The sequence below is a fragment of the Sphingomonas endolithica genome, from assembly GCF_025231525.1.
Classification (GTDB): Bacteria; Pseudomonadota; Alphaproteobacteria; order Sphingomonadales; family Sphingomonadaceae; genus Sphingomonas; species Sphingomonas endolithica.
Genome location: NZ_CP103057.1, coordinates 2170013 through 2195178 on the forward strand (window position 1 = coordinate 2170013; position 25166 = coordinate 2195178).

At 61.3% G+C, this 25166-nt stretch carries 25 protein-coding genes, 1 tRNA gene and 1 pseudogene; 7 read left to right on the forward strand and 20 right to left on the reverse strand.

Annotated features, from left to right (window positions below):
• Positions 1-94 precede the first annotated feature (94 nt).
• The 5 genes and pseudogenes from NV382_RS19695 to NV382_RS10205 form a co-directional block, all read right to left on the reverse strand.
• On the reverse strand, positions 95-379 hold the full coding sequence (locus tag NV382_RS19695; protein ID WP_418066678.1) for a DUF6582 domain-containing protein: 285 nt from the start codon (positions 377-379) through the stop codon (positions 95-97).
• A 79-nt stretch (positions 380-458) separates the two neighbouring features.
• Positions 459-743: pseudogene (locus NV382_RS10190) on the reverse strand (nicotinate phosphoribosyltransferase); the annotation flags it as partial.
• A 21-nt stretch (positions 744-764) separates the two neighbouring features.
• A complete protein-coding gene (locus tag NV382_RS10195; protein WP_260596646.1) occupies positions 765-1649 on the reverse strand; it encodes an NAD(P)H-hydrate dehydratase in 885 nt (294 codons plus the stop codon).
• Positions 1646-2416: a histidine phosphatase family protein gene (locus NV382_RS10200; protein WP_260596647.1), complete on the reverse strand. Its 771-nt coding sequence runs from the start codon at positions 2414-2416 to the stop codon at positions 1646-1648. Before NV382_RS10200 ends, NV382_RS10195 begins: the two co-directional genes overlap by 4 nt.
• A 1617-nt stretch (positions 2417-4033) precedes the next feature.
• The gene (locus tag NV382_RS10205) at positions 4034-4396 is read right to left on the reverse strand and encodes a response regulator (RefSeq protein ID WP_260596648.1); all 363 of its coding nucleotides are present in this window, start codon (positions 4394-4396) and stop codon (positions 4034-4036) included.
• A 128-nt stretch (positions 4397-4524) separates the two neighbouring features.
• Between NV382_RS10205 and NV382_RS10210 the strand changes: the two genes are divergently transcribed.
• Both NV382_RS10210 and NV382_RS10215 read left to right on the forward strand, forming a co-directional pair.
• Positions 4525-5673 (forward strand): sensor histidine kinase, encoded by a 1149-nt coding sequence (locus NV382_RS10210; protein WP_260596649.1) that lies wholly within the window; start codon positions 4525-4527, stop codon positions 5671-5673.
• A gap of 457 nt (positions 5674-6130) precedes the next feature.
• Entirely contained in the window at positions 6131-7573 is a 1443-nt protein-coding gene (locus tag NV382_RS10215; protein ID WP_260596650.1) for a DUF2779 domain-containing protein, read from the forward strand.
• Positions 7574-7585: 12 nt separating this feature from the next.
• Here NV382_RS10215 and terL read toward each other — a convergent pair whose 3' ends face one another.
• The 4 genes from terL to NV382_RS10235 all read right to left on the reverse strand — a co-directional run bounded on the left by terL (position 7586) and on the right by NV382_RS10235 (position 12067).
• Positions 7586-9115: a phage terminase large subunit gene (terL, locus tag NV382_RS10220; protein ID WP_260596651.1), complete on the reverse strand. Its 1530-nt coding sequence runs from the start codon at positions 9113-9115 to the stop codon at positions 7586-7588.
• Complete coding sequence (locus NV382_RS10225) at positions 9112-9693, reverse strand: DUF5681 domain-containing protein (RefSeq protein WP_260596652.1); 582 nt, start codon at positions 9691-9693, stop codon at positions 9112-9114. Before NV382_RS10225 ends, terL begins: the two co-directional genes overlap by 4 nt.
• Positions 9694-9730: 37 nt before the next feature.
• Positions 9731-10990, reverse strand: a complete 1260-nt coding sequence (locus NV382_RS10230) for a DNA modification methylase (protein ID WP_260596653.1) — start codon at positions 10988-10990, stop codon at positions 9731-9733.
• Positions 10991-11975: 985 nt separating this feature from the next.
• Positions 11976-12067, reverse strand: a tRNA-Ser gene (locus NV382_RS10235).
• Positions 12068-12241: 174 nt separating this feature from the next.
• Here NV382_RS10235 and NV382_RS10240 point away from each other — a divergent pair.
• On the forward strand, positions 12242-13015 hold the full coding sequence (locus NV382_RS10240; protein WP_260596654.1) for a DUF1134 domain-containing protein: 774 nt from the start codon (positions 12242-12244) through the stop codon (positions 13013-13015).
• Between the two features lie 52 nt (positions 13016-13067).
• Positions 13068-13514 (forward strand): DoxX family protein, encoded by a 447-nt coding sequence (locus NV382_RS10245; RefSeq protein WP_418066679.1) that lies wholly within the window; start codon positions 13068-13070, stop codon positions 13512-13514.
• A 27-nt stretch (positions 13515-13541) separates the two neighbouring features.
• On the opposite strand, the gene NV382_RS10250 is transcribed toward NV382_RS10245, so the two are convergent.
• Entirely contained in the window at positions 13542-14870 is a 1329-nt protein-coding gene (locus NV382_RS10250) for a dihydroorotase (RefSeq protein ID WP_418066793.1), read from the reverse strand.
• A gap of 85 nt (positions 14871-14955) precedes the next feature.
• Between NV382_RS10250 and ygfZ the strand changes: the two genes are divergently transcribed.
• A complete protein-coding gene (ygfZ, locus tag NV382_RS10255) occupies positions 14956-15696 on the forward strand; it encodes a CAF17-like 4Fe-4S cluster assembly/insertion protein YgfZ (RefSeq protein WP_260596656.1) in 741 nt (246 codons plus the stop codon).
• On the opposite strand, the gene NV382_RS10260 is transcribed toward ygfZ, so the two are convergent.
• The 5 genes from NV382_RS10260 to NV382_RS10280 form a co-directional block, all read right to left on the reverse strand.
• Entirely contained in the window at positions 15697-17010 is a 1314-nt protein-coding gene (locus tag NV382_RS10260) for a UDP-glucose dehydrogenase family protein (protein ID WP_260596657.1), read from the reverse strand.
• 372 nt (positions 17011-17382) lie between these two features.
• Positions 17383-18510 (reverse strand): OmpA family protein, encoded by a 1128-nt coding sequence (locus NV382_RS10265; RefSeq protein WP_260596658.1) that lies wholly within the window; start codon positions 18508-18510, stop codon positions 17383-17385.
• Between the two features lie 122 nt (positions 18511-18632).
• The gene (locus NV382_RS10270; RefSeq protein ID WP_260596659.1) at positions 18633-19136 is read right to left on the reverse strand and encodes a DUF2793 domain-containing protein; all 504 of its coding nucleotides are present in this window, start codon (positions 19134-19136) and stop codon (positions 18633-18635) included.
• Complete coding sequence (locus NV382_RS10275; RefSeq protein ID WP_260596660.1) at positions 19133-20440, reverse strand: phage tail protein; 1308 nt, start codon at positions 20438-20440, stop codon at positions 19133-19135. Before NV382_RS10275 ends, NV382_RS10270 begins: the two co-directional genes overlap by 4 nt.
• Before the next feature lie 46 nt (positions 20441-20486).
• Complete coding sequence (locus tag NV382_RS10280) at positions 20487-21089, reverse strand: phage portal protein (protein ID WP_312026734.1); 603 nt, start codon at positions 21087-21089, stop codon at positions 20487-20489.
• Positions 21090-21247: 158 nt separating this feature from the next.
• Between NV382_RS10280 and NV382_RS10285 the strand changes: the two genes are divergently transcribed.
• On the forward strand, positions 21248-21517 hold the full coding sequence (locus NV382_RS10285) for a hypothetical protein (RefSeq protein WP_260596661.1): 270 nt from the start codon (positions 21248-21250) through the stop codon (positions 21515-21517).
• 159 nt (positions 21518-21676) lie between these two features.
• Positions 21677-22066, forward strand: a complete 390-nt coding sequence (locus tag NV382_RS10290; RefSeq protein WP_260596662.1) for a VOC family protein — start codon at positions 21677-21679, stop codon at positions 22064-22066.
• Positions 22067-22163: 97 nt separating this feature from the next.
• On the opposite strand, the gene NV382_RS10295 is transcribed toward NV382_RS10290, so the two are convergent.
• From NV382_RS10295 to NV382_RS10315, 5 genes are all read right to left on the reverse strand, one after another.
• Complete coding sequence (locus NV382_RS10295; protein WP_260596663.1) at positions 22164-22850, reverse strand: spermidine synthase; 687 nt, start codon at positions 22848-22850, stop codon at positions 22164-22166.
• Positions 22850-23617 (reverse strand): fatty acid desaturase, encoded by a 768-nt coding sequence (locus tag NV382_RS10300; RefSeq protein ID WP_260596664.1) that lies wholly within the window; start codon positions 23615-23617, stop codon positions 22850-22852. The genes NV382_RS10295 and NV382_RS10300 overlap by 1 nt, the downstream gene beginning before the upstream one ends.
• Before the next feature lie 158 nt (positions 23618-23775).
• Positions 23776-24075: a hypothetical protein gene (locus NV382_RS10305; RefSeq protein WP_260596665.1), complete on the reverse strand. Its 300-nt coding sequence runs from the start codon at positions 24073-24075 to the stop codon at positions 23776-23778.
• A complete protein-coding gene (locus tag NV382_RS10310) occupies positions 24075-24278 on the reverse strand; it encodes a hypothetical protein (RefSeq protein ID WP_260596666.1) in 204 nt (67 codons plus the stop codon). The genes NV382_RS10305 and NV382_RS10310 overlap by 1 nt, the downstream gene beginning before the upstream one ends.
• 87 nt (positions 24279-24365) lie before the next feature.
• A complete protein-coding gene (locus NV382_RS10315) occupies positions 24366-25073 on the reverse strand; it encodes an SAM-dependent methyltransferase (RefSeq protein WP_260596667.1) in 708 nt (235 codons plus the stop codon).
• Between the last annotated feature and the right edge of the window lie 93 nt (positions 25074-25166).

The following is a 25166-nucleotide window of genomic DNA, read 5'->3' on the forward strand; positions in this document are numbered from 1 at the left end:
ACAGGCCGCTACCCACCCAAGCGCGACAACAACGGCTGCCTCACTAATGCCAAATTGAAGCTGGACGCGCAGTGCCGATCTCCTCGGACACTCCTCAACCGCTTACTTTCCGATCTCGCGCCAACTCTTCTCCGACGCGCCCATGCCAACTTCTTCGCCGCCGCCTTGATGCGCTTTCACGCGGCGTCGCGCTCCTCGTCAGTGACATCCTTGACCTGCTTAAGCGCGCGATGGCATTTCGCACGTGGCTCGCATTTTTGAGCGGCTCCTTCCGCTCCTTGGTGAAGGCAAAGGAACCCTTGCCCACTTCGTTGCGCGGTACTGTCAGACTAACCCGAATCTGGTTCCTTTGGACGGCGGCCGGTCGTAATCTCGACACCGGGCCGGCTTACGGTGTGAACAGAGCCGGACCTTTAGCTACAAAAATCCGCAGTGATGCTGATCAACTTGCCGCCCTAACCAAACAGGGAATTAGCGGTGTATTTGGTCTGACAGAGCCAGATCAGCTCCTTCTTGGTAAAGCGCAGCGTGCGCGCATGGTCGAGCTGGGCGCGAAGTTCGCCCTCGTCGATGGCATCGGCGATGCGCACGGTCGTGGCCCGATTGATCAGGGCCAAGGTCGCTTGCACGTCCACGTGGAGATGCCGGATCATCTGCAGCATCAGTAGGTTGTAGAGCATGTGTCGAGCAGGCTGCGGACGATCGGATCAAGGCGGAAGCCGTGGTTATAAGACCGTTTCGATGTCGGTGAAGGCCGTTGCCGGTCACTGGGGCAGGAGGCGCGGGAACTCGTCGGGCAATTCGCGCGCGAGAAAGCCGATCGGGCCGCTCGTCGTGGCGACGCGCCGGCCGCTCTGCCCATGCAGCCAGGCGCCCCAGCCGGCGGCGACCAGCGGGCGCGCGCCGCGGGAGATGAGGCCGGCGATCGCCCCTGCCAGGACGTCGCCCGACCCCCCGGTCGCAAGACCTGTCCCGCCGCCCGCATAGTGCAGCAGGGCACCCTCAGGATCGGCGATCACCGTACTGCTGCCCTTGAGCACGACGACAGCGCTGAACTTGACCGCAGCATCGTGCGCGACGGCTGCCGGATTGGCGGCAATGGCGTCTTCATCCCGGCCCGACAGCACGGCCATCTCGCCATAATGCGGGGTCAGCACAAGGCGGCCGGAAAAATGCGCCGCTTCACTGCGAAGGTCGCGCAGGCCGCCGATCGCCATGGCGTCGATTACCAGCACCAGATCGTCGCGCTGCTGAGACATCACCTGTCGCAAGAGCTCCGCGGCGACATCGGCGTCGCCGATGCCTGGACCGATCACCGCCGCGTCGCATTCGGACAATGCTTTTGCGAGCTCTGGGCCCAGCGTGGGAGCGATTTCACCGCCAGTACCTTCGTCAACCGCGATCGACGCAGCCTCCGGCACGAGGAGGCCGAGCATTACCGCCGCGGAGCCCACCGTTGCCATCTGCAGTTTGCCCGCACCGACGCGCAGCGCCGCTTCCCCGGTGAGACGAAGCGCGCCGGGCACCATCCGCGATCCGCCGATCGCGAGCACGCGGCCACGACTGTTCTTGGTGGTGCCGCTGCTGTGGACGGGCACGGGATTGGCCGCGATCCAGGCGCTGTCGATCGGGGTAGCTTCGTGTGTCATCCTCGGACTCCGGCGGCTGCATCGGACTCGGCGGTGACGGTCGAGGGGCTGCTTTCCTCGAGATGCGTCACGACATTGTAGCTCTCCAAGACCAGCTTCCCTTCGCGTCCCCTGCCGGGGTCGAAGCGGTATTCTGTCACCGAGCAATTGGCGACGTCGCCCTCCCGATCAATCGCGAGTATCTCTTCCTCGGAGAGGTTCTCAAGGATGTAGCGCAGGCACAGCACGACGACCTGGTGCGCGACGATCATCACGCGGCGCTCGGCATAATGAAGCGTGATCGTGTCGATGAGCGAGCGCAGCCGGAAGATGACATCGCACCAGCTCTCGCCGCCAGGCGGGCGATGGTAGAATTTGCCGAGGACGCGTCGGAACTCAGCCTGTTCGGGGAAGACTGATGCGATGCCGGTCGTCGTCAAGCCGTCCAGGACGCCGAATTCCTTCTCGCGCAGGCGCTCGTCGATGCAGATCGGTTCGTCGCCAGCGGCGCCGCGGCTGTCGCGGAACACACGCGCAGTGTCCTGCGCACGGGCATAGGGTGATGCAAGCAAGATCTCGGGACGATCATCCGCGTTCCGCGCGGCGAACCATTCGCCGAGCAAGCGCGCTTGCGTCTTACCGCGCGGCGACAACGCGATGTCGACGTCCCGCGCGGACAGCTCGATACGCTCGGCGCCGCGGGCGTGCGCCTCATCGCGCGCCACGTTCCCCGCACTCTCCCCGTGCCGAACGATCCAAAGCGTGCTCGGCCAGCGTGGCGCGCTCATGCGCTATGCCGTGCAACGTTATGCTGCAGCGGCGTTGTGAGATGGTATGCTTTGCATTTCAAGACGATCATTCGGATGGCTCCCTGCTTCGCGCGAAGAACCCAATGACCGGCGATGCTGTTCCATGCGTTTGCAGATACAAGCACATTCAAGGTCCCGTTTGGAACCATCTTCGATCAGGCCGTCTTCTTGATAATTCGCGAGGGGGAGACCGCTACAACCGCTGGATAAGCTTCTCCGCTGGGCACCGTCGATGATGGCTCCAGCGAGAAATTAAAGCCGGCGTTGCAGCCGAGTCGTGCGGGACTAACACTGGCAGCGTGCCGCTCAGGAAGGGATGTAGCTCTTGGTGACGCCTGGCTCGGAGTAAAACGCAGTGGGTCTTAAGCGCGATTACGAAAGGAGCGGCGCGATGCACACATGCCAACCTAGATTACTGAAAAAACTTCAAGACTTTTTGCCTTCCAAGCAACAACTTACCGCCCACGATCGGTTCTATCCTACAGCACGAATGCCATGACAGCGGACAAGGGGACAATCAAAATGCGCATCCATCACCTTAACTGCGGCACTGACTGCCCACTAGGCGGCGCGCTGTTCGACGGACATGGCACTGTCAGACTAAATGCACCGCTGATTTCCTATTTGGTTAGAGCGGCAAGATGATCAGCATCACTGTCGATTCGTTCAGCAAAAGGTCCGGCATGTTCTCGCTTTGCGGCCGGCCGGGAGTCGAGATTACGACCGGTGGCCGTCCAGACTCTGGTTAGTCTGACAAGACCGGATCGAAGCCTGATGTAAGTGACGTATGGTTCTATAGCCCGCGTTTGGTCAGATGCGCCGAGCTGATCATTGCGCGGACCAGGGCGGCCCGAACGGTGTATCTCCCGTACCGGTATCGAAGTAGGCTGCCATGTCGCTACTACCCATGCCGCGAGCACAGTGACGATAGAACGCTGGGATTAGCTTCCGCGCGCAGCGCGAGGTGCCTACCATGTCTCAAGTTTACGATCATGATCTCGCCTACAGCAAAAAGCGCGAAAGGGCTGAGCGGCAAGCGTCGGCTTCGGCGACGAACGTCTGCTCTAAAGCCGTCCATGCATCGCTGACAGTCCTGTATGGCGATCGGGTTGTTACCGCCCGGCGAGCAATGAAGGAACGCTGCTCCAAGCCCTCCGGGGTCATTGACGCCATGGCCTCCCCCGCCTGCACTCAGGAACGGTTAGCGGTGTCGAAACGGCTAACAGTTGGCAATTTCGACGACGACTCTTTGAACGCTGATCAAGGTAAGACCGCTTGGCCTTCTTCGTTGGGTTAGACCCATAAGACGACGGTTAGGCACACTGTGGCTTCCCGAAAACCTGCAACCGATTTAAATCAGCCGAGCGTCAGCTTTCAGGCACACTGAACCATCAGGAACGGCAATGCGTGCTGGTGAGCGGACCGGCAGCTATCAGGAATGGGCGGTGGATAGCTGCCATCCACCTGATGTTCTTTATGGACGTGAAGATTTGGGTGGATCGTTGCACGATCTTCTGTTCACGCACCAGTGATGCGCCTGCCCCTCATCGCGTCGTTCAACATACGACCGACTTCGGAGCGCAAGAATGCTCATACCTACGTGTCGAGCACGTCGGTAAGCGCTTTTATAAGAGCAGCGTGAGAAACAGGTTTCTGGCACAGCGGTCGGGATCGATAAACGTCGGGGATCATGCTGGCCGTTCCCGTCGCAAATACGAACGGTACCCCGCGCTGCGTCAGTTCATCGGCGACGGGAAACGATGTTTTATCCCCCAGTCGTACGTCGAGTGTCGCTATATCGGGCAAGGGATCGAGCGCAGCAAGCGCCTCCTCCACACTCATTACAGGCCCGACAACCTGGGCGCCGGCCTGCTCCAGGGCGAAGGTCAAATCCATCCCTAGGAGAAAATCATCCTCGACCACTAGAACTCTGCGGCCACTTAATGCTTTGTTCGACATTGGAACTCCGACCTGTCATCGGCAGCCCAAGCCACTGATCCTACAGCTTCCAACCCCACAGCGTCCCGCAAGTTTCCGCGTTGCCTGTATTGAGTGGCGATTGTCGGATCAAACAATGAACGGATCTTATGGCTGACTTCGAGCAGATGCAGCGGCGACAGCGTATCCTCGCCGATTTCGGGGACTTCGCCCAACAAAGCGAAGATCTGGACGCGGTGCTGACGGAGGCCTGTCGCCTGATCGGCGACGCGCTCGGCACCGACCTGGCGAAGGTTCTGGAGATCGAAACGGATAGCCAGACACTGCTCGTCCGGGCGGGCGTTGGTTGGCAGCCCGGCGTCGTCGGCGAGGTTCATTTGCCAATGGGAGAACATTCCTCGGAAACTTTCGCGATCAAGGAGGGTGTACCGGTCATCACGCCAGACATGAGCACGGAGACCCGGTTCGAGTTTCCCAGTTTCATGAAGGAGGCCGGCGTGGTCGGCGTCGTCAACGTACCAATTTTCCTGCTCGGTCGCAAAGCGTATGGCCTACTACAGGTGGACAGCCGCCAGCCCTGGAGCCCTGACGAGCATGATACCGAGTTCCTGCGTACCTACGCCACCATTCTCGGGCCAGTAATCGATCGGCTCCACAAGCTTCATGCTTTGAAACAAGCGACCGACGAAAATCAGACACTGCTTCGCGAGCTACAGCACCGTATCAAGAACAATATCGCCACCATCACCAGCCTCGTCCGATTGAGGATGAGCAAGGCGTCTTCGGAGGAAGTTCGCAACGAACTCGCCGTTATAAAGGGTCGAATTGATGCGCTTCGGCTAGTCCATGAGCAGGTCTATGCGGCGAGGAACGCCGACCGACTGCCGCTGCGACCCTACGTCACCCAGCTCCTGGAAGGGCTGCTCGCGCTCCACGAGGAAGCGGCCGTCCGCCTGGACGTACAGATCGAGGATGTAGAAATCGACAGCGACATGGCTATCCCACTTGGGCTTATTCTCAACGAATTCACCACCAACAGCCTAAAATACGCATTTTTAGGAGAGGGCCAGTCCGATGGGCCGTTGATCGTTGTAACGGCCAGGAAGAACGATGGCCGGCTTCAGGTCAGGATTTGGGACAACGGAAAGGGGCTGCCAGCAAAGGGGCAGGCAGCCGCTCCCGGGTTCGGAACGGGCATGGCCCTGATCGCGGGTCTTGCGCGCCAGATCAGGGCGACGACCGACTGGGCCTCGGAGCGCGGCGCCGCGCTTTCCTTGGAATTTCCAGGCCGGAAATAGTACGGGACCGAAAGCCCGCTGCGGGTACTGTCAGACTAACCAGAATCTGGTTCGTTTGGGCGGCGACCGGTCGTAAACTCGATCCGAAGCCGGTGCCACAGTGAGAACATAGGCCGGCCTTAGGCGGAACAAATCGACAGTGAAGCTGATCAATTTGTCGCTCTAACCAAATAGGAAATCAGCGGTGCATTTGGTTTGACAGCACCCGGCCAGGCTATAGCAGCTTGATGAAGGCGAGATCCGAGACGGGCGCGGCGAAGGCACTAGTGCGTCCGCATAGATTGAAAGGCCTTTACGCGACTAAAGCCCCCACAGTGGGGCGCCCCCCTCAGCAGCTTACCAGCTCATGACAGTCGAAGACGAGACCCTAAAGGGGCCTCAACCACGGCGACGGTCCGGCCTATCGAAGTCAAGGATCGCTATCTTCGAGCAATGTCCCAAGCGGCTTTGGCTATCCGTGTTCAAGCCGGAAGCGGCGCTTGAAAGCGATAGCATGAGGCATGTTTTTCGCGTCGGGCATGACGTTGGCGATGTCGCGTGCGCGCTGCTGCCCGATGGTGTCATAATCGACGGCGCTGGCGGAATGACGGCAGCCGCAGATGCAACGCGCGCGGCGCTCTTAGCATCCGAGCGCAGGCCGCTGTTTGAAGCAACCTTCATCCATGAAGGTGTGGTGGTCCGGGTCGATCTGCTAATTCCGGACGGTGACGGATGGCACGTCGTCGAAGTGAAAAGCACAACGAGGGTGAAGCCGTACCAACGGTCGGATCTTGCGACCCAGCTGTGGGTCATGCGTGGATGCGGCGTGCCCGTATCGAAGGCATCGATCCGCGTGATCGACACGCACTTTGTTTTGCTTGAGCAGGGAAATTACCACGGACTGTTTATCGACGAGCAGGCCGGCGAGATCGTTAGCGCGATCATCGATAGCCGAGATGGCGTTGTCACGGCGGCGAACATGACGTTGGATGGCCCCGAACCCGCGCTTACTGTTGGCGCGCACTGCAGCGATCCATTCCAGTGTTCGTTCGAGGCGTATTGTTACCGCGACCTGCCGCAAGCACCGGAATGGCCAGCCAGCCTGTTGCCCGGAGTTGGCGGCAAGGCACTTGCCCGCGTGCTGATGAGCGAAGGAATCGAGGACTTGCTTCTGGTCGGCAAGGATCGGATTTCTCAACCGCTGCTTGAGCGAGTTCGGGCTGCAACCGTGACCGGCATTGCATACCACGATGCCGAAGGAGTTTGCCGCGATACCGGTGACTGGGCTTTTCCGAGGACGTTTTTGGATTTCGAGACGATCGCGTTAGCGATCCCGCGCTGGGTCGGCACCAGCCCATATCAGCAGGTCACGTTTCAATTCTCGGCGCATGTAGACCGAGGTGATAGTGAAGTGGAGCATCGCGAGTTTCTGTCGACCGACGGCACCGATCCCAGACGAGCCTGTGCCGCAGCATTAGCGATGCTGCCATCCACTGGTGCCGTAGTAGCGTGGAACGCGAGCTTCGAACGCTCATGCCTGCTAAACCTCGCAAGTCTTTTCCCGGCATATGAAAACGCGCTTCGCTCCCTTGCAGATCGGCTTGTCGACCTGCTGCCTGTCGCCCGCCGGCACTATTATCACCGGGACATGCGCGGCAGCTGGTCGATCAAGGCTGTGCTGCCAACGCTAGCCCCCGAACTCGATTACAGATCGCTGACCGGCGCGCAGTCCGGGGTCGAGGCGCAGAACGCCTATCTGGAAGCAATCGAGCAGATGACGACGCTCGAACGCCGAGAAGAGCTGCGGCGCGGTCTGCTCGATTATTGTAAGCGGGATACGACAGCGATGGTCGTCGCGCTCGACCGGTTACAGCGGCCATCCCCTCAAGCGGCCATTTCGCAGGTAGCGCCGCTGACCTGATGGCGGCGCCCGCTATTCTGCGGGCGGATAAGATGATCCAGGGGAAGGAACATCACCATCGTAGTAGCGGGGCCGCCTTTCTGTGCGCGTCACGTTCATTTTTCGGCCGGAGCGATCATGTTCGGCCCTGACCCAAGCTTCTGTTTGAAAGGCGAACTCCACGAACTGACTTAGTGCATCGACCTGGTCATCATTGGTCGCATCGGGGAAGCCAAGAAGCTCCTTCCGCAACGCCTCGAGCCATGGCGCCGCCTCCGGTAACAAAAAATTACCTGCCTGAAGCTGGACGGTCGCCTTAGCGAGCCGGTCTTCTTTGCTTCCCTTAGGCGTAGGCGCTCTTATGATTCCCGGAAGTCGCGCCTTCTTCACTACTTGATACAGCGAGATGCCGATGGACGCGCCTTCGATAACGAGGGCATCTGCTCTCCAAAACTTGTGCCACGCGATAACTCGATCGGTAAGTTCGTTAAACCGCAATTGCGCGCGGATGACATCGAGCAGATACCACTCACCGTCACGGTACCCCCAGGTCAGACCTGCCGAGTAATCCGATGTGATCCGGTCGCTGGTCGCCGGGTCCCAACTCTGTACGATCCTGTGGAAGAAGCCGCGCGGAGGGCGGACGCCATACTGGCCGAACCAGTTCCAATCGATCAGCGCACCTTCAGCGATAGTAGGATCTTGCTGAAACTGCGCGCCGAACCCTCGTTCACCCATCTCGGCGCGCTTGCGCTCCAGTTCTTCCGCAGAAATAAGGAGTGGTGCCAGTACGTCGCCCTTGCGACGATGCCATACCCGACCACGCGAGATCGGAATGACTTCGTCTTCAACCGCATAGGCAGGCAGGTTCAAATGATGCCAGCCGGGCGTGCGCAGCGCCCAGCCGACCAGATCGTTATCGTGAATTCGCTGCATAACGATAACGATGCGGCTGTCGTTCAAATTATCGAAGCGGTTGAAGAAGGTCGTGCGGAACGTCTCGATAGCGTTATCCCGCTCGACCGCCGACATGCTTTCATTGGCTTTATGAAAGTCGTCCACGATAAGAAAATGAGTGCCCAACCCGGTCATCGCGCCAGCCTTGGAAGTCGCGCGGACCCCGCCGCCGCCTGCTGTCACAAAATGATCGGCGCGATCTTGACCTTTGCGTATCAACACATCGGGGAACAGGCGCCGATAGCGGTCATCCTTGACGATGGTCCGAACATTATTGAACAGGCTGTTCGAGAGCTCCGAGCCATAACTTACGATGGTCAGTTTCGAGCTAGGATCGTTGCCGAGCACCCATGCCGGGAACGCACCTGAGACTAACTCGGATTTGCCATGTCGCGGCGGCAGTGTGATGATCAGCTTTCTAATTTTGCCGGACGCAAGCTGCTCAAGGCAATGCACCATGGCATCGATATGATTGCCAGGGGAAATCTCTTCTCCGCCATGCAGGATGCGAAACGCCTCGGCGTGGAAGTGTCCGAGCGAGCGACGCGTGACGTCCTGGGCGAATGCGCGCCGGGCCAGGGGCGAAAGGTCAGGAAGTATCTTCAATTCATGTCCGTTCGGTTAGTCTGACGGATAACGGGCCTCTTAGGCAGATCCAGCTCTGCCAGCAGCTGGTCGATCGCTTCCCGCTCCCAACTTTCAATCTCGGGCCCGGGCTCGTGGTCAGCGACCTTCCGAATTATCGTGACATAGAAGTCTAATAGGATCTGCGCGGCCCTAACCGATCCTTTGGCAGCCGCGCTTTTTAGCGACTGGACCGCAAACATATCCAGGGTGAGTGAAACAGCCTCGCCGTTAACCGTCGCGGTGAACGGCGCTAGAACGGTCTGCTCAAGCCGTGCTTGCGCACTCAGAGTCTCCCGCTTCACGGGACCTCGCGGATTTCCCGACTGCCCCTTCGTCCACTGGGTAGCCTTGGGCGGACGGTTCTTGCCAATGATGTAATCGCCGTTTTCATCGAGGTTCGAACTAGCGGGATCCACCTTGTGATGGGGCCGCTTTTTGCCCGACGTGCTGTCGATAGACGGCGACGACCCGGGGTCTGCGACTTGAACAATTCGCTTCCGCGCGGGCGGCGAAACTGGGGCCGAAGGACTGGCCGGCCGAATAGGAATGAAAGGCATTGGATGAACCTCGAAAGCTGGTGACAGGGCTGTCGGATTAGGCAGCGGGGCGCGTGCGGGCCCGGGGCGAGACAATGACTTTCGCTAAGGCGCGGCGTTGCGCGACCTGATCCATCGTCTCATTGGTGCCGTACAAGTTGACGGTGCCGCCCGTTGCGCGCTCCCAGCGATGAAGGATGGTGTCCACATAAAGTGGGTCGAGTTCGAGCCCGCGGCAAAAACGCCCAGTTCGTTCAGCCGCAATCAACGTCGAACCGCTGCCCAAAAAGCCGTCGAGCACGATTTCGCCGCGATCAGATACGTCGCGGATTGCGTCCACCAGCATCGAAACGTTCTTGCAGGTGGAGTGCATTGCAAGTTGCTCGTCTCGGCCAGCCCCAAAGCTATTCATGCCGGGATACGACCACACGTTCGAGCGCGTGCGGCCCCATCGACCCAGATCGATGTTATTCTTGTGTTTCGCCCTGCCCTTCTTTGCGATAAAACAAAGCTCGTGTTGCGAGCGATAAAAGGCGCCGAGTGCAGGCGAAGTTTTTGCCCATACGGCCATGTTGATCATCGTCAGATCGGCGGACCGAATACCGGACATGATCTCGTGAACGTGCCGCCAATCCATGAAAAGATAAAGTAGCGCACCGTCTCGACAGAAGGCGGAAAGCGTGGCAATGCTCGTTGTCAGGAACTCGGTGAACTGCGCCTCGCTCATTTCTCCACTGGCTTGAACGAACTCTCGGTGTTTGTGCTTGCCTAAGCCCCCAACATTCCCCTGTATCTTCACGTTGTACGGTTGATCCGTAAGCACCATGCGTGCCAGGTCATCGCCCATCAGGCGTTGCACGTTTTCCATTTCGAGCGATGAACCGCAGAGCACGCGGTGGTCGCCAAGCTCCCAGAGGTCGCCCACTTGCGAGACCTCGCTGCCGGGCGCGCCAACCTCGAACTGCTGATCATCCGCGTCATCCTGCTCCTTGCTCGGTGCTTGATGCAGCAGACTGTCGATCTCGGGCGTTGTGAAACCCGACACCTCGTAATTAAGGTCGATAGTAAGGGGCTGCAATTCACGCCACTCGTCAGTCAGTTCGACCGTATCCCAACTGCTCTCCTCAGCAATCCTGTTGAGGGCGAGCCGCAGCAGACGAGTATTCACTTCGTCCAGATGATCGATGCGGATGGTCGGCACTTCGGTGAAGCCGCATTCCTTAGCGATTTCGAAAACGCCTTCGCCGCCAATTATGGTACCGTCCTGGTCGATCAGGATCGGTAGAATCAGTCCGAAGCGACTGATCGACGCTTGCATCCCAGCTTTCCACCGCCTTGACCGCTTGCGCAGTTTCCGTGCGTGCCCGTGGATCTGGTCCACCGGACGGTAAACGATGCCAATCCTCAGGTTATGTTGAAGTTGCTGTAGATCGGGAGACGCCTGTCCGACGTCCGATCCAGCTGCTTGCAGTACCATTGCTTATTCTCCGCGCAGGTGCATTCGTTGCACTGTTGAGCGTCGGAGAGAGTGCCTGCGTCGAGAAGCAGCGGTCCACTAAAAGTAGACCTAAAACACGCTCTCGACAGCGCATCGATACACACGGCGAATGGCTATGGCAACACTGATTCTGGTAGGTGCACGTTTCCCAAATGACGCCCACCACTTTCGTAGTCAACACGATTATTCATTGTCAACAGTCATTACTCACATCTTTAGTGTTTGCTTTCAGCGAGGCTGGCTAACTTTCATTGTCAACATCGATAGCGTGATCTCCGATGGGCACAACTTCACCTGTCTAAGATTACATTTTAACATCAGCGATGCGGTGCTTGGACTTCACTGCGGTTTCCCTGCCGTTTCCCTGCCGGGCGCGCAGGGAAAAAACACCCCAACCCTTTAGAAAGGGACGCATAACTCGCAGAGCAAAGGTCCAGCTAAGGCCATATCTGCCCTCGTTCGCTGTCAGATGAGGAGCGGCAGGGAAAATGAGGCATGGCTTTCTCAAAAAGCGTAACGGTACTACGCCACATCGTTGCAGAGAAAGCGCGCACTATTGCCCGCCAGAAGGCTTGGCGAAATTCCTTCGTAGTACGGGAAGTGGGCGGCAAGTCGCTTGAACCTTCGGTACTCTTTCATTCGGTACCAGACGAAATGGCCCCGGAGAAAAATTCGGAGAACTGGGTAATTTTGGTTTTTCCCTGGCTCTCCGCAGTACCGAACGAGATTCGAACGGCGCGGATTCCCGCGAATTCGAGCCCGATTGGCTCAAATTATCGGTCAATATCACGGGGTTACGACTAGGTGGCGGAGACGGAGAGATTCGAACTCTCGGTACCCTTTAAGAGGTACGACGCTTTAGCAAAGCGTTGGTTTCAGCCACTCACCCACGTCTCCGGACCTGGCGGCAAGCGGTCGCTATAGCGGGGCACTGCGCCGTGATCAACGGTCGATCTGGCCCGATCTAACATCATTGATCGAAGCGCGTTGGCATTGTGCGCCTGCATGGTTCATTGCCTGGCAACCTTGGTGCGCGTTAGTGCGTCCTTCGGGCACCTGCGGAGAACAATCATGCATCGGCTACTCTCCATCTCCGTGCTGACGGCTCTCCTGCTGGGTTCGTCGGCGGGCGTGGCACAGGACAGTATTCGAACGATCGATCCCAACCAGGCGGTCGATGCCGATCTTGCCCCCTCCGACGCACAACGCGCCCGTCCTCCGGCGCAGCAAGCGCCCACTTATCCCGATTATACGCCGCCGCGCGAGCGCCCCGCCCCGGCGGCGGCACCGTCCACGGCGCAGAACGATACACAGCAAGAGGTCGCACGCCGGGGCGCCGAGACCGAAGCTGCGAGCGGCGAGACGTTTAGCCGAACCGAATTGCTCAGTGCCGCCGAGGCCACGCTGGGCAAGGGGACGTCCGGGCTTGCCGGCATGCTGGAGAAAATTCTCAAGGATCAGGGCGAGCCGAATGCGTACATTGCGGGGCGAGAGGCCGGCGGCGCGTTCGTGGTTGGATTGCGCTACGGTAAAGGCGAGATGTTCCACAAGATCGAGGGCCGTCAGCCAGTCTATTGGACCGGGCCGTCGCTTGGCATCGATGTCGGCGGGGACGCGAGCAAGGTCTTCGTCCTCGTGTACAACCTCTACGACACAGAGGATCTGTACCGAAAGCGTTTCGCCGCGGGTGAAGGGCGCCTGTTCTTCATCGGTGGGGTTGCAGCGACCTACCTGCGGATGGGCGACAAGGTCGTGATCCCGATCCGCTTGGGCGTAGGATGGCGGCAGGGCGTCAACGTCGGCTATATGAAGTTCAGCCACACATCCAAGTGGTTCCCGTTCTAGGCTCGGTGCGACCGGTGCGCCTGGCCGACCTGCGCCTTGCGCACGGTGGACGATGATGCTGTCACCCCGGCTTGAGCGCAGTCGCGTAATCCTGCGCTGGCTCCTCGTTCTGGCATATCTGATCGCTGGCACGGCGCATCTCACGATACCGGCGCCTTTTCTGAAGATCACACCGCCCTGGGTACCCTTCCCCGCCGGAATCATCTTCGTCACCGGTATTTGCGAAATTGCCGGAGCCGTCGCGCTGCTCAGACCGCGATGGCGATGGTGGGCCGGTGTGATGCTCGCGGCCTACGCGCTGTGCGTCTATCCGGCCAACATCAAACACGCGTCGGACCAGCTGCTCGTGGCCGGTCAGATCCATAGCTTGTGGTATCATGTGCCGCGGCTGCTGTTTCAGCCGGTGATCATCTGGTGGGCTCTGTTCGCAGGGCATGTGACGTCATGGCCGTTCGCCGGTAGGTCCCTAGCGCCTGCACCCTCTCCCACCGGTGAATAGTCTTGGGCTGCCACTGAAGGCGTAGGCTCATCCGAACGCTATGCCCTCGAATCGAATCGGTTCTCCGACCGCAGTGTCGGCAATGCTACCGTCCCACATGACGCGGTGACCCCGAACGATGGTGCCGATCGGCCGCCCGGTTATCTCCATGCCGGTAAACGGCGACCAACCTGAGCGCGACGCCAGCCATTCATCCTGGATCGTCCACTGTGCCTTGAGATCCACGATCGAAAAATCGGCGTCATAGCCGACTGCAATCCGCCCCTTGCCGATGATGTTGAACACGCGTTGCGGGCCGGCGCTGGTCAGGTCGATCACACGTGCGAGCGTCGTTCTTCCCGCGGCGACGTGGTTCAGCATCAGCGGCAGCAGCGTCTGCACGCCGGGCATACCACTTGGGCTGCCCGGGTACGGCTTGGCTTTCTCCTCCAGCGTGTGTGGCGCATGGTCGGAGCCGAGGATGTCGGGCACACCCTGCCCCAACCAATGCCACAGACCGTCACGATGCGCACCCGAGCGGATCGGCGGATTCATCTGCGCGAACGTGCCGAGCCGCGGATAAGCGTCCTCGCCCGCTAATGTGAGGTGCTGCGGCGTCACCTCACAGGTTGCGATGTCCTTGTGCTGGCCGAGAAGCTCCAGTTCGGCCGGCGTCGTCACATGCAGTACATGGATGCGCCGCCGCGCTGCCCGCGCCAGTCCGAGGATCCGGCGCGTCGCCAGCAATGCGCTCTCATCGTCGCGCCATACGGGGTGCGAACTCGCATCGCCCGGCACACGCTCGCCCGCACGCGCGTTCATGCGATCCTCGTCCTCGGCATGGATTGCAACGCGTCGATGGCCTGAGGCGAGCACCTCGGCCAGCCGTGCATCTTCGGACACCAGCAGGTCGCCGGTAGACGCGCCCATGAAGATCTTGACCCCCGCCGTGCCCGGCAAACGTTCCAGCTCGGCCAAATCCCTCGCATTGTGGTTCGTCGCGCCGACATAGAAGGCATGGTCGCACCACATGCGGTGGCGGGCGCGGGCGAGTTTGTCCTCGATCGCGACTGCGGAATCAGTGTTGGGCTTGGTATTGGGCATCTCGAACACCGCCGTCACGCCGCCAAGCACCGCTGCCCGGGCGCCGCTCTCGAGATCTTCCTTGTGCATCAGGCCGGGCTCGCGGAAATGCACTTGCGTATCGATCACGCCCGGCAGGATGTCCAAGCCCGCGCAATCGATCGTCTCCCCGGCATCGCCCGCCACCCCGATCGCCGCGATACGTCCATCACGCACGCCGACACTCGTTTGCGACGGGCCGCTGGGCAGATGAACAATGCCACCAGTCAGGATCAGATCGAAGGTCGCCACGATATACACTCCGTCCGGCCGAGCTTGCCGACTCCCGCTTTGCTCCGCGCCGATCGGAGAAAGACGGCCCTGCGGCAAGCGCTGGGCAATGGGTGACAAAAGATCTCCCGGTTCCTACCTGTTGATGATGCTCGAAACCACCCTTAGCGACCGTGCCGTACTCCGCATTACGGGAGAGGATGTGCGTGGCTTCCTACAAGGCTTGGTCACCGCGGACACGAACGGATCACTCCCAGCTTGGGCGGCTTTGCTCGGCCCCCAAGGAAAGGCGCTGTTCGACTTCATTTTGTGGTCGGACGGCAGCGACATCCTGGTGGATTGCGAGGCGGACCACGCGGATGCGCTTTTGAGGCGCCTATCGGTTTACAAGCTGCGTCGAGCGATAACGATCACCCGCGAGGAGACATTGGCCGTTCACTGGTCGCGCGATACTGGTCGCGGCGTTCCCGACCCCCGGTTACCGGAACTGGGCTGGCGCTGGTTGGCCGCCCCGAGTGAGCCGGCAGCAGGTTGGCTGGAGCACCGGCTCCGCCTCGGTGTCACCGAAGGCGCTGGTGAGCTTGGCCAGGACAAGACACTCTGGCTGGAATGCAATGCGGGTGAACTGCACGGCGTGAGCTTCACCAAGGGATGTTATGTCGGCCAGGAAAATACCGCGCGCATGCATCATCGCAGCAAGGTCAATCGCCGCCTCGTCGTCGCGCCTCTGGGCGAGCCAAGAGAGCGTACGCGCGCCATGTATCCGGAGCTTGGCCTGATGGTGGAGCATCGTCGCGTCGAGGCGCTGGGCGATGCCATCCTGCCGGACTGGCTGAACGCCGCTTTGTAGCTACCGCCCGATGGAGCTGTAGGCGAAGCCCGCCTTGGCGGCATCCTCGGGCGGATAGACGTTGCGCAGATCGACCATAACCGGCGTCGTCATCGCCGCTGCAACGCGCTTGAGGTCGAGCGCGCGGTAGATGTCCCACTCGGTGACGATGACCACTGCGTCCGCGCCCGCCACGGCGTCATAGGCGTCACCGCAATAGGTGATGTCGGGCATCAGCGCCTTGGCTGGCTCCATCCCTTCGGGATCGTGACCCCGCACCTTGATGCCGGCGTCGAGCAGGCTTTGTACGATCGACAGGCTCGGCGCATCGCGCATGTCGTCGGTATTGGGCTTGAACGTCAGGCCGAGCACGGCAACCGTCTTGCCCTTCACACCGTCGCTGCCGGTCCCGCCGAGCGCCTTGATCACCTTGCGGCCCATGGCGCGCTTGCGGTTGTCATTGACCTGCACGACTGCCTCGACGATCCGTACCGGCGTCTCGTAATCCTCGCTCGTCTTGAGCAGCGCCAGCGTGTCCTTGGGGAAGCACGACCCGCCATAACCTGGTCCTGCGTGCAGGAACTTCGGGCCGATCCTATTGTCCAACCCGATGCCGCGGCTGACATCCTGCACGTCCGCACCGACCGCCTCGCACAGATCGGCGATCTCGTTGATGAAGGTGATCTTGGTCGCGAGAAATGCATTCGCGGCATATTTGATCAGTTCGGCCGTGCGCCGGCCGGTGAACAGGATCGGGCTGTGGTTGAGGTAGAGCGGGCGATAGACTTCGCGCATCACTTGCATGGCACGGGCATCTTCGGTGCCGATGACGATCCGGTCGGGACGCTTGAAGTCGCCGATCGCTGCGCCCTCACGCAAGAATTCGGGGTTGGAGACGATCGCGACCTCATGGCCCTCGACCAACTCACGCATGATATCCTCGACCTTGTCGCCCGTCCCGACCGGCACGGTCGACTTGGTGACGATCACGATCGGCCCGGTAATCGCCTCGGCGATTTCCCGGCTCGCGGCGAAGACGTAGGACAGATCTGCGTGACCATCACCGCGACGCGAAGGCGTGCCGACGGCGATGAACACTGCATCCGCACCGGCCACAGCGCTCTTGAGATCGGTCGTGAACTTCAGCCGATCGGCGGCCACGTTCGCTGCCACCAATTTGTCGAGGCCGGGTTCGAAGATCGGCATCTTGCCGCTCTCGAGCGCCGCGATCTTGCTGGCATCCTTGTCCACGCAGATCACGTCATGGCCGAAGTCGGAAAAGCATGCCCCCGATACCAGGCCGACGTAACCAGAACCGATCATGGTAATGCGCATGTGAAATTGTACCCGCCATCAGTCGAAATTATCGCTCAAGCTGCGACGCTCTATCCAAACCGTGGTCGATTGCCAGCTTATAGCGGATCGGGCGCGTAGTGCGTGGCCGCGGACTAACATTATCCACGACCTACCATCAAACCGCCGGAGCGCGTCTGCGCGTACCCGCGGGACCAAGGCTTGTAAGCTCGGCAGGTTTGTGGATCGCAGCAGCGCACCCAATTAGACGAGTTGCTGCGACACTGGTTGTAGCTCGCTGCGATACCCGCCGTGCTGCACACGATGTGCCCGACGAAAAACGATCATCGCGAGACAAACAAAAGGGAGGCCAGCAGATGCTGACCTCCCTTCTCTTACTCAGCCAATTCGGGATTAGCTGCCCGAACCAGGACCGTACTGGATTTCCACACGGCGGTTTTCCAGCTCGCGAACGCCATCGGCGGTCTCGACGCGCGGACGGCTTTCGCCGAATGCCGAAGTCGAGATCACGCTGTCCGGGATCGAACGCGAGGTAAGATATGCCTTCACCGCATCAGCGCGACGCTGCGAAAGACCGACGTTGTACGATGCCGAACCCGACTTATCGGCGTGGCCGGCCAACATGACCTGCGTGTTGCCGCAATTCTGGTACTGCGAGATCGCACCGTCGAGCAGCGATGCTGCCTGCGACGTGATGTCCGACTTATCCCACTCAAAGAACACGATGTACGGTCCAGGAGCGCAAACCACTTCCGGCGTTGCCACTACTTCAGGCGGCGGAGGAGGAGGAGGCGGTGGAGGAGGCGGCGGCGGCGGAGCAGCAGGCTCGCCGAAGTTGTAGGTCAGACCACCGAGGATGCTGTGCGACCGGAAGCGAGCTTCCGACTGACGGCCCGTGACGTCGACGAGACGAACATTGTCTGCGTTGAAGAAACGATACTTCAGCGATACATCGACGTGATCGCTAAGCGGCGCGCGAACACCAGCAAGACCCTGCCAAGCGAAACCGGTATCGGAGTCATCGAGGAAAGGACCGCCTGCGAGACGATAACCGTCTGCCTTGACGCGAGCGACACCGACACCGCCGCCGACGAAGCCCTGAATGCCGTCGTCCTCACCGAAGTCGAGCAGGCCGTTGACCATGAAGCTGAGTGCCGTGGTCTTGCCGCGTGCATCATACGTGCCGGCCGGGCGTGCACCCAGAACGCCACCACCCGAGAAGACCGGGGTCGTTACGCTCGACTGATATTCGTCGAGACGTGCGCTCTTGTAGCCAACTTCGGTTTCGATCCGGACCGGGCCGAAATCGTAGCCAATGACGCCGTCGACGTCATAGCCGTAGTGGCTGTCTACCGTAGCGCCGCCCGAAGCAGCGGCAGTCGCGCCAGTGATGTCGTAGTCGATGTCTTCCACGATCATCGCACCACCCTCGACGCCCACGTACCACGAATTATCGCGTGCGAGGGCAGGTGTGGCCAGTGCAGTGGAGGCAAGCGCCATGGTGATGGCAAGCTTCCGCATAAAAATCCCCTTTCGTCAGTGTCACTCGGACAGCGCAAACTCCCTACCCAAAGGATGGTTTCCACGCAAGCGCACAAATGCTGAGAAGGTGTTGCTCAACGGCAACAATATGCCCGCTGACTCTAGCTGGCAATAAGCCCGTGACTTCTCAAAGCCGCCACGATCGCCGCAATACTAACCCTTGCTTCTGCGTCGATGATCTCGCCATCTGAGGGATCCGAAATCGCGGGCTGTTGAGCGCCAAGAACGGCAACGCCATCGATCGTCACGCTCGTTCCCTGCAGCCGGCCCATCGACCATGTGCCACGAGAATATCGTGCGATTTGTTGATCTTCGGCGACCCAAGCTGACATGCCTTCCACGGGATCGACGAACCGCCAGCCGCCCGTTGACCAGCCGGCGATACAGCCGGCTTTCCCAGACCATGCGCCGCCAGGCGAGGTACCAACGATCCAAGCTTCACCCGGCTCAGGGTCTGCCGGAAGGGTTTCGGCCGCAAAGCCGATGACGGTGGGCTGCGCCAGAAGGTCGACCAACGTTAGGGCTTCGTTATGCAACAATTCTTTCTGGGCCTGTCCCGCGCGTAGCAACGGCAATTGCAGCCGGGCGCTCGTTTCCTCGCTCATATGATCTCCTGCACCATGGGAAGCTCGATCGTCGCCGCTGCCGATTCGCCGTTCGAGCCGACCTGACGAACAGAAATGACGCAGGCGCTCGGCAGATAGTCGACTGCAGGAATGACGATCTCGGACACGGCGACATCCACCGTCCTGGCCGGTCCCCTGCCAGGCATGATCGTCGCTCGATAGCCTTCACGCTCCTCGCCGAGCGGCGCATCGACACCATCGACCCAGCGCCAGCCGCTCCGGCTTCGTCTAACCCAGCTGACCAGCGCGTCACCATTGGGCAACACGCGGCTGATCAGATGGACGGGGGACGGCGGCAGCACCGAAATACCTTGCACTGCAGCATCGATCTGGGCGGGTCCCGCCAAATCGCCAATGCCGGAAGCGATGTCGCGGATCGTTCCACCGACCGCCGACAGCGGCAGGTCGATAGGAAGGAGGAGGGTGTCGCGCTCGACAAGGACAAAGCGGTCGCCGATGGCCTGCCGTCCCATTGCTCCTTCAGTGCCGCGTCGTCCACGCAGCAGGTTCGACAATCGCCAGCGGACCCGGCCAACCTGTTCGACCTTGCCAAACTGCAGGAGTTCATCGCCGACCATCGCGACATTCGCGCCGGCCACCAACGCGGCCAAGCCTGCGCCCGCTAGCACCATGTTCTCATGCGCGAGATCGACTACAAGGTCGTTCATCTGGTCGCTGACGCTCGTCGCTCCGGCCCGAAGCGGACTTGCCAACGTTCCAAGCGTCGCGGCACTCGCCGTTCGCCCCACCGGCGTCCACCGTTCTTCGCCCGATATCCGATAGAGCAACGCAGCCTGTCGCCAGCCGGCGCCGGTGCCCGCCGCCGCAACGAACATCCGCGGCGAGCTCGATAACGTGTCATCGAGCGGCGGCATCTCGAACACGTGAAGCACCCTCTGGCCAGCCACGGCATCCGGTGCGGCCAGCACGCGCCCGGAAGTCGCGCTCGCGGCGGCGGTCGTCGCCGATAGCCGCACGCACTCCAGCTTCACCACCATCGCCTCGAACCACCAGTCGGCAACGCGGAACACGCCGGGGATTCCTCGAATCGTCACGACGTCGCCGGGCATGACGTGCAGGTGGCTCCAGCCAAGCGTTACCGTGCGCTTCTCGCGTGCGGCTTCGCCCCGCGCGACCAAGGCCTTGGCCATCGTCTTGGCAGCGTCCGCCGACAAGGCGGCCGGCATCTCGATCCGCAACTCGCGCCGCCCGGCACCTGGACGCTGCGCGCGTTGCAGCCCGCTCTGATAATCGCGCGCCGGATCGTAATGCGCCAGGGTCACGCTTCGTGGGACGTTCTCGATCGCTGTCCTCGACTGTGCCCCGCGCTCACTGCGCCTGTGGGGCAGGTGTCGGTAACGTTCGAGGCGGGACTGGCGGCCGACTGGGCGGGATTGCCGGCGCCGCCCCCAGACAACCGAGACCATAATGATCGTCGATCGGCGAAAAACCGCGAATGTGCAGCACCACTGGCCGGCCGCCGCCATCGTCCGCCATCAACCGTGTCGCGCGCTCGCCGACCCGGTAGCTGTACGCCACCGGCCAGCCCCCCGCGTCCGGCTCCACCGTCACCCGTTCGGGCCGCAGCGCGAACAACTCCGCCACTTGCCCAGCGGCATCGCACAGCACCTGAACATCGGCATTGCCGTGCAGCAATAACTGCGCCGCCAGCGTCGCCAGCAAAGCCTGGCCACCCGACCGCGCCCGCACCAGCCTCTCCAGCTCGGGTGACGATGTGGTGAGCGGCGCCTCACCCAGGCCATCCGCCACCAGCCGCACGCTACGCTGCGCAATGGCGTTGCCAAGGTAGGCCGCACGCACCTGCGCTGCATAGCCACCCGTCGCATCTCCCACCATCCGCGTGCCACCGACGCGCGACAATGCCGGCCGCGATTCCTCGCGCCCGGCCGATTTCCAGCCGAACAATTTCATCTCATGTCCCCGTAACAAGGTATCTGCGCAGTCAGACGATGGCGCGCCGCGATCGCACGCTTGCTCCGCCAGCGTCGTTCGCCTTCCGGAACAAAGCGGACGGCCGGCAATTATTCCGCTAGGCTTGCGAGCCTCTGGAATAAAAAGGGTGATCCACAATGAAGAAGATTTTCGTTCTCGGTCTTGGGGCCGGCTTGATCTCGCTCAGCGCATGCAACTCCAGCCCGCGCGAACAGGCTGCCGACAACATCGAATCGAACAGCGAAGCCATGGCTGACAATATGGAAGACATGGCCGACAACACGAACAGCTCGGCGGCTGCCGACACGCTCGAGAACCAGGCGGATGCAGTGCGCGCCACCGGCGAGAACCAGGCAGAAGACATGCGCACCAACGACGCGGACACCAACCTGTCGAACGGCATGTAATTCGGCCATCGGTCGATCGAGCCGCCACAATGCGGCTCGCGGTGAAGGGCGTTTGGGGCAACCCGAGCGCCCTTACTTTTAGCCGAGACAGGCGTTATCCCTCAGAGTCTGCCATGCGCAGCGCAATGCAATAGCCTCGTGCAAAACGGAGTAGGAAGCATGTTCAATCACATCATGGTCGGCTCGAACGACCTGGAGCGTTCCAAGCGCTTCTATGATGCGGTGCTCGGCGTCCTCGGAGCAGGCCAGGCGATCCGAAACGAAGCGGGCAGCGGCCATATCCGATTGTTCTACCGCCATAATGGCAGCACGTTTGCCGTCAGCCAGCCGATCAACGACGAAGGTGCGACCGCCGGAAACGGCACCACGATCGCATTCAAATGTCACTCCCCCGCGCAAGTGCGCGAATTCCACGATGTTACCGTCGCAAACGGCGGCACATCGATCGAGGATGCACCAGGGCCCCGCGATAGCAGCGTGGGCGTCGTCGATTTGGCTTATGTCCGCGACCCCGACGGTAACAAGATCTGCGCCATTCATCGAGGTTGAGGCGCGTCGGCGACCGCACTTGCCCTACAAGCCCACAAACGCCGTCCCGCGAGGTCGGAAGCCGACCTCGATTCCAAACTCTTCGACGATCGGACGATCACTCTCGCGTCGCGAACCAGATCACGTGCCGCGGCCCCTTGCCGTTGGCCCGCGCCTTCACGACCACTTCATCGACCGAAAAACCAGCATCGCCAAGCCGCTTGGCGAAGCGCGGATCGGGCGCGGCCGACCACACTGCAAGGACGCCGCCCGGCGTCAGCGCTGCCTTGGCCGCCTTCAACCCGCGCGCGGAATATAGCTGGCCATTGTCCGACCGCACGAGCCCGTCGGGCCCGTTATCGACGTCGAGCAGGATCGCATCATACGCCCCCAGCCCGCCGCGCTCGGACACGACCGAGATCGGCGCCGCGACATCCTCGATGCGGATCTCGACGCGCGGATCGTCCAGGCATCCCGCGGTCAGCGCTGCCATCGGCCCGCGCGCCCAATCCAGTATTTGCGGCACCAGTTCCGCCACCTCGATCCGCGCATCGGGGCCCAGAGCCCCGAGCGCGGCGCGTAGCGTAAAGCCCATGCCATACCCCCCGATCAGCATGCGGATCTTCGCGCGCCCCGCCAGCCGCTCGCACGTCATCACCGCCAGCGCCTCTTCCGATCCGCTCATCCGGCTGTTCATCAGCTCGTTACGATCGAGCACGATCATATGATCCGCGCCGCGCCGGAACAGCCTGAGCGGCTCGCCGCCGGGCACCTCGGCGGTATCGATCAATTCGCGCGGCACCATTATCCGTTTCCTATGTCAGTCTTCTGCGGTGCGCTGGTCGCACGCAGCCGTGGCAACAGCCACCACGGCGTTCCCGGGCTCAGATGATGCTCGTGATGATAGCCGCCGAAATTGAAGCAGGTCAGCAGCGACATCGACGCCGACAGATCGGAGCTACGCGCGTTATGATGATCGACGAACGCCGCATCTCCGTGCCGGTGCGGCAGATACGTGCCGAAGAAGAACAACTGGCCAAGCGCGAGCAGCGCGGGAACCGCCCAGAATATAATGATATTTTCCAACCGCGCGTCCAGCAGGAAGATGTACACTAGCGCAACGAGCGTAATCCGCACGATCTGCCCGTGCGTGTAATAGCCGCTGAAGAAGCGTACGAACCACGGCAGCACCCGGCGCGGTTCGCCGGCATGGAAGTCCGGATCCTCCGCCGATCCCGAATACCGGTGATGCGCGCCATGTTTGGGGCGCAACTGGCTGTACGACAAAGCGGCATACAATCCGAGGCAGACAGCTCCCGCCAGCGTGTTCAATCGTGGCCGCCCTGGCACCAGCGATCCGTGCATCGCATCGTGCGCAACGATGAACAGCCCGGTGCTGAGCCACGCCTGCACGATCACCAGCAGCACCGCGATCGGCGCAGTCGTCGCATGCCAGGTCCAGAAGAAGATGCCGCCGATGTGGATCACCAGCCACGCAAGTACCAACGCGCCGGCGATCGCCAAGCCCGTTAGACCCTGCCGCCGGTCGCCCATATCCAATGCCTGGGTCATACCAGCTCTAACCGAGCGCGGGACTGCTCCGCACGGTGTGCGGCGGTGATCCCGGCCTTCTTCCACCATGCCATAGTCTTGCTCCTCGGTCGGCCTAGGCGAGCATGACGCTTCCGCCAAGCGATGATCGGACACCTGCTTCGCACGTCACGGGCATCTTACCTGCCGGTCGGCGGCTGTTCCCCGCCGGCCTGCGCATCGCTGTCGAAATCCTCGCCCGGCCCGCCGCCAGCGCCGACACCACTGCCATCGACGGCGCCGTCGGGATCGCCCTTGCGACGGTCCTGCTCCGCGCGCCAGGCCTCCTGCCCCTCGCTGTCATATTCCTGTCCCGAATAGCCACCGCCCGTGCCAACCGCACCCAGCCGCTCGTCGATCGGCTTCCTGAACGATGGACGCTTGCCATTCTCCGGCGGGATGTCAGGTTCGCCCGCGCGCGTTTCATGATCGTCGCTCATCATGCGCCACCCTGCACGCTCAACTCGTCGGTCGAGACATCATCGATATCCCCACCCCCGTCGCCCTGGCCGCCACTAGCGTCATCTATTGGCGGCTGCTCGGGCCGGGCGATCTCTTCAGGGTCGATCGCCATGCCGGCGGCGTCCACCGACCCGACCGGCAGATCCTCAGGCGGTAAGTCCATGTCGCGCTCGTCGGTCATCACATTCTCCTTGGTAGCCAGGGGCTAAACGCACGGACGTCCCGATCGCTGCACCGGCTCAGGCGATCACCATCGCATCGAGCAACATCACGTCGTCAGCCTGAACGTGGAAATGCCGGGCAGCAAAGGTCCCGCCGCCCATCGTGGCGCATCGCGAAACACCGCGTCATGCTCGGGGTTCGCGTAGATCACCGTGACCGCTTCGGCGCCAACGCCAAGCGCCTCTTCAAGACGAGTACGGACTTCCGCCATGATCGACGCATCGAACGGATTGTAGAAATAGGCGACGATCGACCTGCCCGACGGCCGGTATGCCGTCGCGTCGCCAGCGACGATTTCGGCCTGATCCATCCCCGGATGCTGCGCCACGAACGTGGCGATATTGGATTTGGCGATCTCACACAGATGTTCGGACAATTCGATTCCCACGACGTGGCGAAACCCCATCTCCATCGCCATCATCAGCACGCGGCCCTTGCCCGCGCCATAATCGATGAATGCGTGTTCGGCGGGATCCAGCCCCAATGCGCTGACCGGCGCGCGCAGCATCGCCTCGCTGCTTGGATCGTACCGCCGGCAACGTTCGGCCAGATCATCGCCATAGCCAAGCTCACGCGTACTCAACCCGCCACTGGTGTCGGTGCCCCAGCGCCGGTCGAACGCCAGATCGGCCGCGCGTGCCGCGCGCGCTTCCGGCCCGAGCGCGGCGATAGCGTGGCGGACGTTCTTGATGGCCAGATGCCCGATCTCGACCGGGCTCCGGTTACCGATCCGACGAAGAAGCGACTTGAGCATGATGATCTCCCTCGCTGAACCGCGAACCAGTTTACTCGAACCTGTTGCTTAGACACTTTCTCCAACGACGACGTTAACGCTCGGTGCGGTGTA